The 4,344-nt window shown below is 71.5% G+C and carries 5 protein-coding genes; 2 read left to right on the top strand and 3 right to left on the bottom strand.

Features of this window, described 5'->3' with window-relative positions; all coding sequences use genetic code 11:
• Window positions 1-2 precede the first annotated feature (2 nt).
• On the top strand, window positions 3-968 hold the full coding sequence (locus IQ216_RS11900; protein ID WP_370566736.1) for a methyltransferase domain-containing protein: 966 nt from the start codon (window positions 3-5) through the stop codon (window positions 966-968).
• Here the strand turns inward: IQ216_RS11900 and pheA are convergent.
• Window positions 937-1,779: a prephenate dehydratase gene (gene pheA, locus IQ216_RS11905; RefSeq protein WP_193815623.1), complete on the bottom strand. Its 843-nt coding sequence runs from the start codon at window positions 1,777-1,779 to the stop codon at window positions 937-939. The genes IQ216_RS11900 and pheA overlap by 32 nt on opposite strands.
• A 69-nt stretch (window positions 1,780-1,848) precedes the next feature.
• Between pheA and IQ216_RS11910 the strand changes: the two genes are divergently transcribed.
• Window positions 1,849-2,373, top strand: coding sequence for a DUF1997 domain-containing protein (locus IQ216_RS11910; RefSeq protein WP_186697331.1), 525 nt, complete (start codon window positions 1,849-1,851; stop codon window positions 2,371-2,373).
• On the opposite strand, the gene IQ216_RS11915 is transcribed toward IQ216_RS11910, so the two are convergent.
• Complete coding sequence (locus IQ216_RS11915) at window positions 2,358-2,990, bottom strand: ribonuclease HII (protein WP_193815624.1); 633 nt, start codon at window positions 2,988-2,990, stop codon at window positions 2,358-2,360. The genes IQ216_RS11910 and IQ216_RS11915 overlap by 16 nt on opposite strands.
• 5 nt (window positions 2,991-2,995) lie before the next feature.
• Window positions 2,996-4,344 (bottom strand): ribonuclease E/G (locus tag IQ216_RS11920; RefSeq protein ID WP_193815625.1); only part of this gene is annotated, 1,349 nt, incomplete at its 5' end.

Below are 4,344 nucleotides of genomic sequence, written 5' to 3' on the forward strand. Positions count from 1 at the left end.
CTATCTGGCTGCGCCGCAACCGCCGCTATCAGGATTCCGCCAGCGTGGCCGCGGCCTACGACCGCTGGACCCAGGACGCCCTGCTCGAGAGGCTCTGGGGCGAGCACATCCACCTGGGCCACTACGGCGAACCGCCGGGCCGGCCCGGCAGCCGGGATTTCCGCCAGGCCAAGGCCGACTTCGTGCATGCACTGGTGCGCTGGAGCGGCCTGGACCAGCTGCCGCCAGGCAGTCGGGTGCTCGATGTGGGCTGCGGCATCGGCGGCAGTGCCCGGATCCTCGCCCGCGACTATGGCCTCGATGTTCTCGGCATCAGCATCAGCCCGCTGCAGATCGAGAGAGCGCGGCAACTCACGCCAGCCCCCCTCAGCCAGCACTGCCGCTTCGCGGTGATGGACGCCATGGCCCTGGAGGTGCAGGACGCCAGCTTTGACGCCGTCTGGAGTGTGGAGGCCTCACCCCACATGCCCGACAAGCAGGGTTACGCCGATGGGCTGCTGCGCAGCCTGCGGCCCGGAGGCCTGCTGGCCGTGGCCGACTGGAACCGGCGCGATGCCCGCGACGGGGCCATGAATCGGCGCGAGCGCTGGGTGATGCGGCAACTGCTGGAGCAGTGGGCCCATCCGGAGTTCGCCAGCATCCGCTCCCTGCGGGCCAATCTCGGCGGCAGCCCCTGGGCGGGCGGGATGGCCGTGGACAGCGCCGACTGGACGGCGGCCACCCTGCCCTCCTGGATCGACTCGATTCTGGAGGGCCTGCGCCGGCCTGGGGCCATCCTCGGCCTGGGGCCAGGAGCGGTGCTGCAGGGCCTGCGCGAGACGCCGACGATCCTGCTGATGGACTGGGCCTTTCGCAGCGGGCTGATGCAGTTCGGCGTCTTCCGCGGCCACAAGCCCCTGGAGCGGCCGGAGGGCAGCGCCCGGACAGCTGGTGCGACTACGACGACGACTCCGACACCCGGCTGGTGATCGGATAGGCGCCGAACAGGGCCAGGTGCTCGCAGAGGGGGCGCAGGTCGTTAAGGGCCGCCTCCAGCAGCTCAGGCCCCGCGGAGAGCTCCAGATCCACGAAAAAGATGTACTCGCCCATCTCCCGCTTCGATGGGCGCGACTCGATCCGGCTCATGTTGAGACCGCGGCGGGCAAAACAGGCCAGGGCTTCCAGCAGGGCGCCGGGCTGGTTCGAGTGCAGCGAATAGGCCAGGCTGGCCAGGGCACCGGCATGGGAGCGGCTGCCGCGGCGCAGCAGCAGGAAGCGCGTGCAGTTGCCCGGAACGTCGTTCACCGGGTAGGCCAGCACCTGGAGGTTGTGCTCGGCGGCAGCCTGCTGCGAGGCGACCGCAGCCCGGAAGCGGCTGCCGGCCACCATCCTGGCGGCATCGGCTGTGGAGCTGGTGGGCAGCTGCAGGGCCCGCGGCAGGTGCTCGGCCAGCCACTGGGCGCACTGGGCCAGGGCCTGGGGATGGGAGAGCACCTCACTGATCCCCTCCAGGCTGCCGGAGCCCAGCAGGGCATGGCGCACCGGCAGCACCAGGGCATGGGCAATGGTGAGGTCGGGATGCTCCCAGAGGGCATCGAGGCAGGTGGTGACCCCACCCTCCACGGAGTTCTCCACCGGCACCACGGCGGCGTCACAGTCGCCCTGGGCCAGGGCCTGCACCACCGCCCGAATCCCGGGCTGAGGCATCAGTTCCGCCTCCGTGAGAGCCTCCAGGGCCAGCAGCTGCTGGGTGGCCTGCTCGGCATAGGTGCCGCTGGGACCCAGAAAGGCAACGCGCATCACAACCGTCAGGGGGACAGGAGCCCCGCGGGGCGACCGATAAGATCATGCCGCGCCGGCCCTCAGGCCATGCCCCTGGCCTTTCGAGCCAGTCAGCAACTGCAACTTGGAGTACGGCAGGAGCAGCAGCGGCTCGCCGGATACCTGGCGGATGAAGACCGGGTCGTGAAGGCGCTGCTCGACCCCAGCCAGCTGGAGCGCCTGGGGCCGGGGCACTACCGCTATGCCGTGAGTCGGCTTGAGGTGTTCCAGCTCAAGGTTCAGCCGGTGGTGGACCTGCGCACCCAGCTCCAGCCCGGACGGCTGGAGCTGGTGGCCAGCGACTGCCAGCTGGAGGGCCTCGGCCTGGTGGAGGACTTCCAGCTCAGGCTGGGCTCCTGGCTGGAGGCGGGTGACGAGGGGCTCGAGGGCGAGGCCAACCTGGCCGTGAGCGTGGGCCAGCCCCAGCTGCTGCGGCTGATTCCCCACAAGGTGCTGGAGGCCACGGGGCGCTCGATCCTCGCCAGCATCCTGCTGGGTATCAAGGCCCGGGTGGGCCAGCAGCTGGTGGCCGACTTCGAGAGCTGGTGCCTCGAGCATCAGCGGCTGCCCTGAGGCCCGGCAGCCTGGCCTGGCCAGAGCTTGCGCAGGAAGCTGGTGCGGTGCAGGGGCGTGGGCCCCAGCTGCAGCAGGACGGCCCGATGCTGCGGCGTGCCGTAGCCCACGTGGCGCTCCAGCCCGTAGCCCGGATAGGAGGCCGCCAGCTGGCGGATCAGCCCGTCGCGCGCCTGCTTGGCGAGCACGCTGGCCGCGGCGATTGCTGGCTGGCGGCTGTCACCCCGCACCAGGCAGACCTGCTCTCCCGGCCAGCCCCGCAGGGGCAGCACCCCATCCACCAGCACCAGCCCAGGCTCCGCAGGGAGCCGCTGCAGGGCCTGCAGCATGGCCGCCTCCGTGGCGTCACGAATGCCGTGCTGATCGATACTGGCGGCGGAGGCCTGGCCCAGCCCCCAGGCCAGCGCAAGGCTCTCGATCTGAGGCACCAGGATGGCGCGGCGCCTGGGGGAGAGCTTCTTGCTGTCGGTGAGGCCCTGGGTCAGCAGGGTGTCCGCTGCAGTGGAGTCGAGCACCACGGCGGCGGCGAACACGGGGCCGAACAGGCAGCCCCGGCCCACTTCATCCACCCCGGCGCAACGGCCGGGGGGCCATCCCAGCCAGTGGTCCTCGGCCAACGTGCCTAGACGGCAGCGGAGGAGCGGCGGCGGCGGCGGCGTGGTTCGCCCCCATCAGCAGCCGCTTCCGCCGTGGGCGTCAGCACGGCCGCAGCCTGGGGCGCCGCGGAGGCGTCAGCCGCCCTGCGGCGGCTGCGGCCACGGCTGGGAGCGGCCACCGGGGCGGTTGTGTCGGCTGGAGCTTCGCCGGCGGCGACACTCGGAACCGACACGGTGAGCACGGTTTCCTCAGCCACCCCGGGCTCCGGCAGGGGGGTGATCTCCACGGGTGCGGGCACCGGAGCAGCGACAGGGGCCGCCGCCGTTGCCGTGCCTCCCTGGGCCGACTCCTCAGCTGAGCCCTGGCCGTCACGGCTGCCTCGGCCGCCCCGACCTCGCCGCCGCCGCGAGCCGCTGGCGGCCAGATCCTGGCGGGCCGTCTCCAGCACGGTGTTGGCATCTTCGCCGGGGCGCACCACCCGCACCACCGCTGCTTCAGCCGCTTCCGGGTTGTCCAGCAGCAGGGCAGGATTCAGACCCAGCCAGCCGTACACCTCCTCCTGGTCTTCGCTCATGGACACCACCAGCACCTCCGGTTCCGGGCGCCGCTGGCTCGGTTCCGTGGCGGGCCTGGAGCTGTCAGAGGTGTTGTGAGCGGTGGCGTAGGCGGCGTCCTGGTCGAGCAACGGGGCCACAGGCACGAACACCGTGGCATCGGAGGGCTCGCCCTGGCTGCGGCCGCCACCCCTGCCGCCGCGGCGCCGCCGGCTGCCATGGCCGTTCTCGGAGGGCGCGGCCGTGGTGGCTGTCTCGCCGCGGGCCGCCGGTGCCGCCGCCCGCACCAGTCCAGCGGCACTGGCCAGGGGCTGCAGGCTGTCCCGGCCGGGCAGCACAGCCACATGGCCCAGTCCGCCACAGCTGGGGCAGGCGCGGCCGAACAGCTCGTAGACGTTCTGGCCCTGGCGCTTGCGGGTGAGCTCCACCAGGCCCAGTTCCGTGAGCTGGGCGATCTGGGGACGGGCGGCGTCATCGCGGACCGCCTGGGTGAAGTGCTCCAGCACCTGCAGCTGATCGCGGCGCAACTCCATATCGATGAAGTCGATCACCACCACACCGCCGATGTTGCGCAGCTTCAGCTGGCGGGCAATCTCGACGGCCGCTTCACAGTTGGTCCAGAGCACCGTTTCGCGGGCGTTGGCCGAACGGGTGAACGAGCCCGAGTTCACGTCGATGACGGTGAGGGCCTCGGTGGGTTCGATGATCACGTAGCCGCCCGAGGGCAGGTCCACCCTGGGCTTGAGGGCGTCGTGGATGGCGGCGTTGACCCGGAAGGCATCCAGGATGTCGGTGGGAGCGGCATGGGCCTCCACCAGCA

The sequence above is a fragment of the Cyanobium sp. LEGE 06143 genome (genome assembly GCF_015207535.1).
In the GTDB taxonomy this organism is placed as follows: Bacteria; Cyanobacteriota; Cyanobacteriia; order PCC-6307; family Cyanobiaceae; genus NIES-981.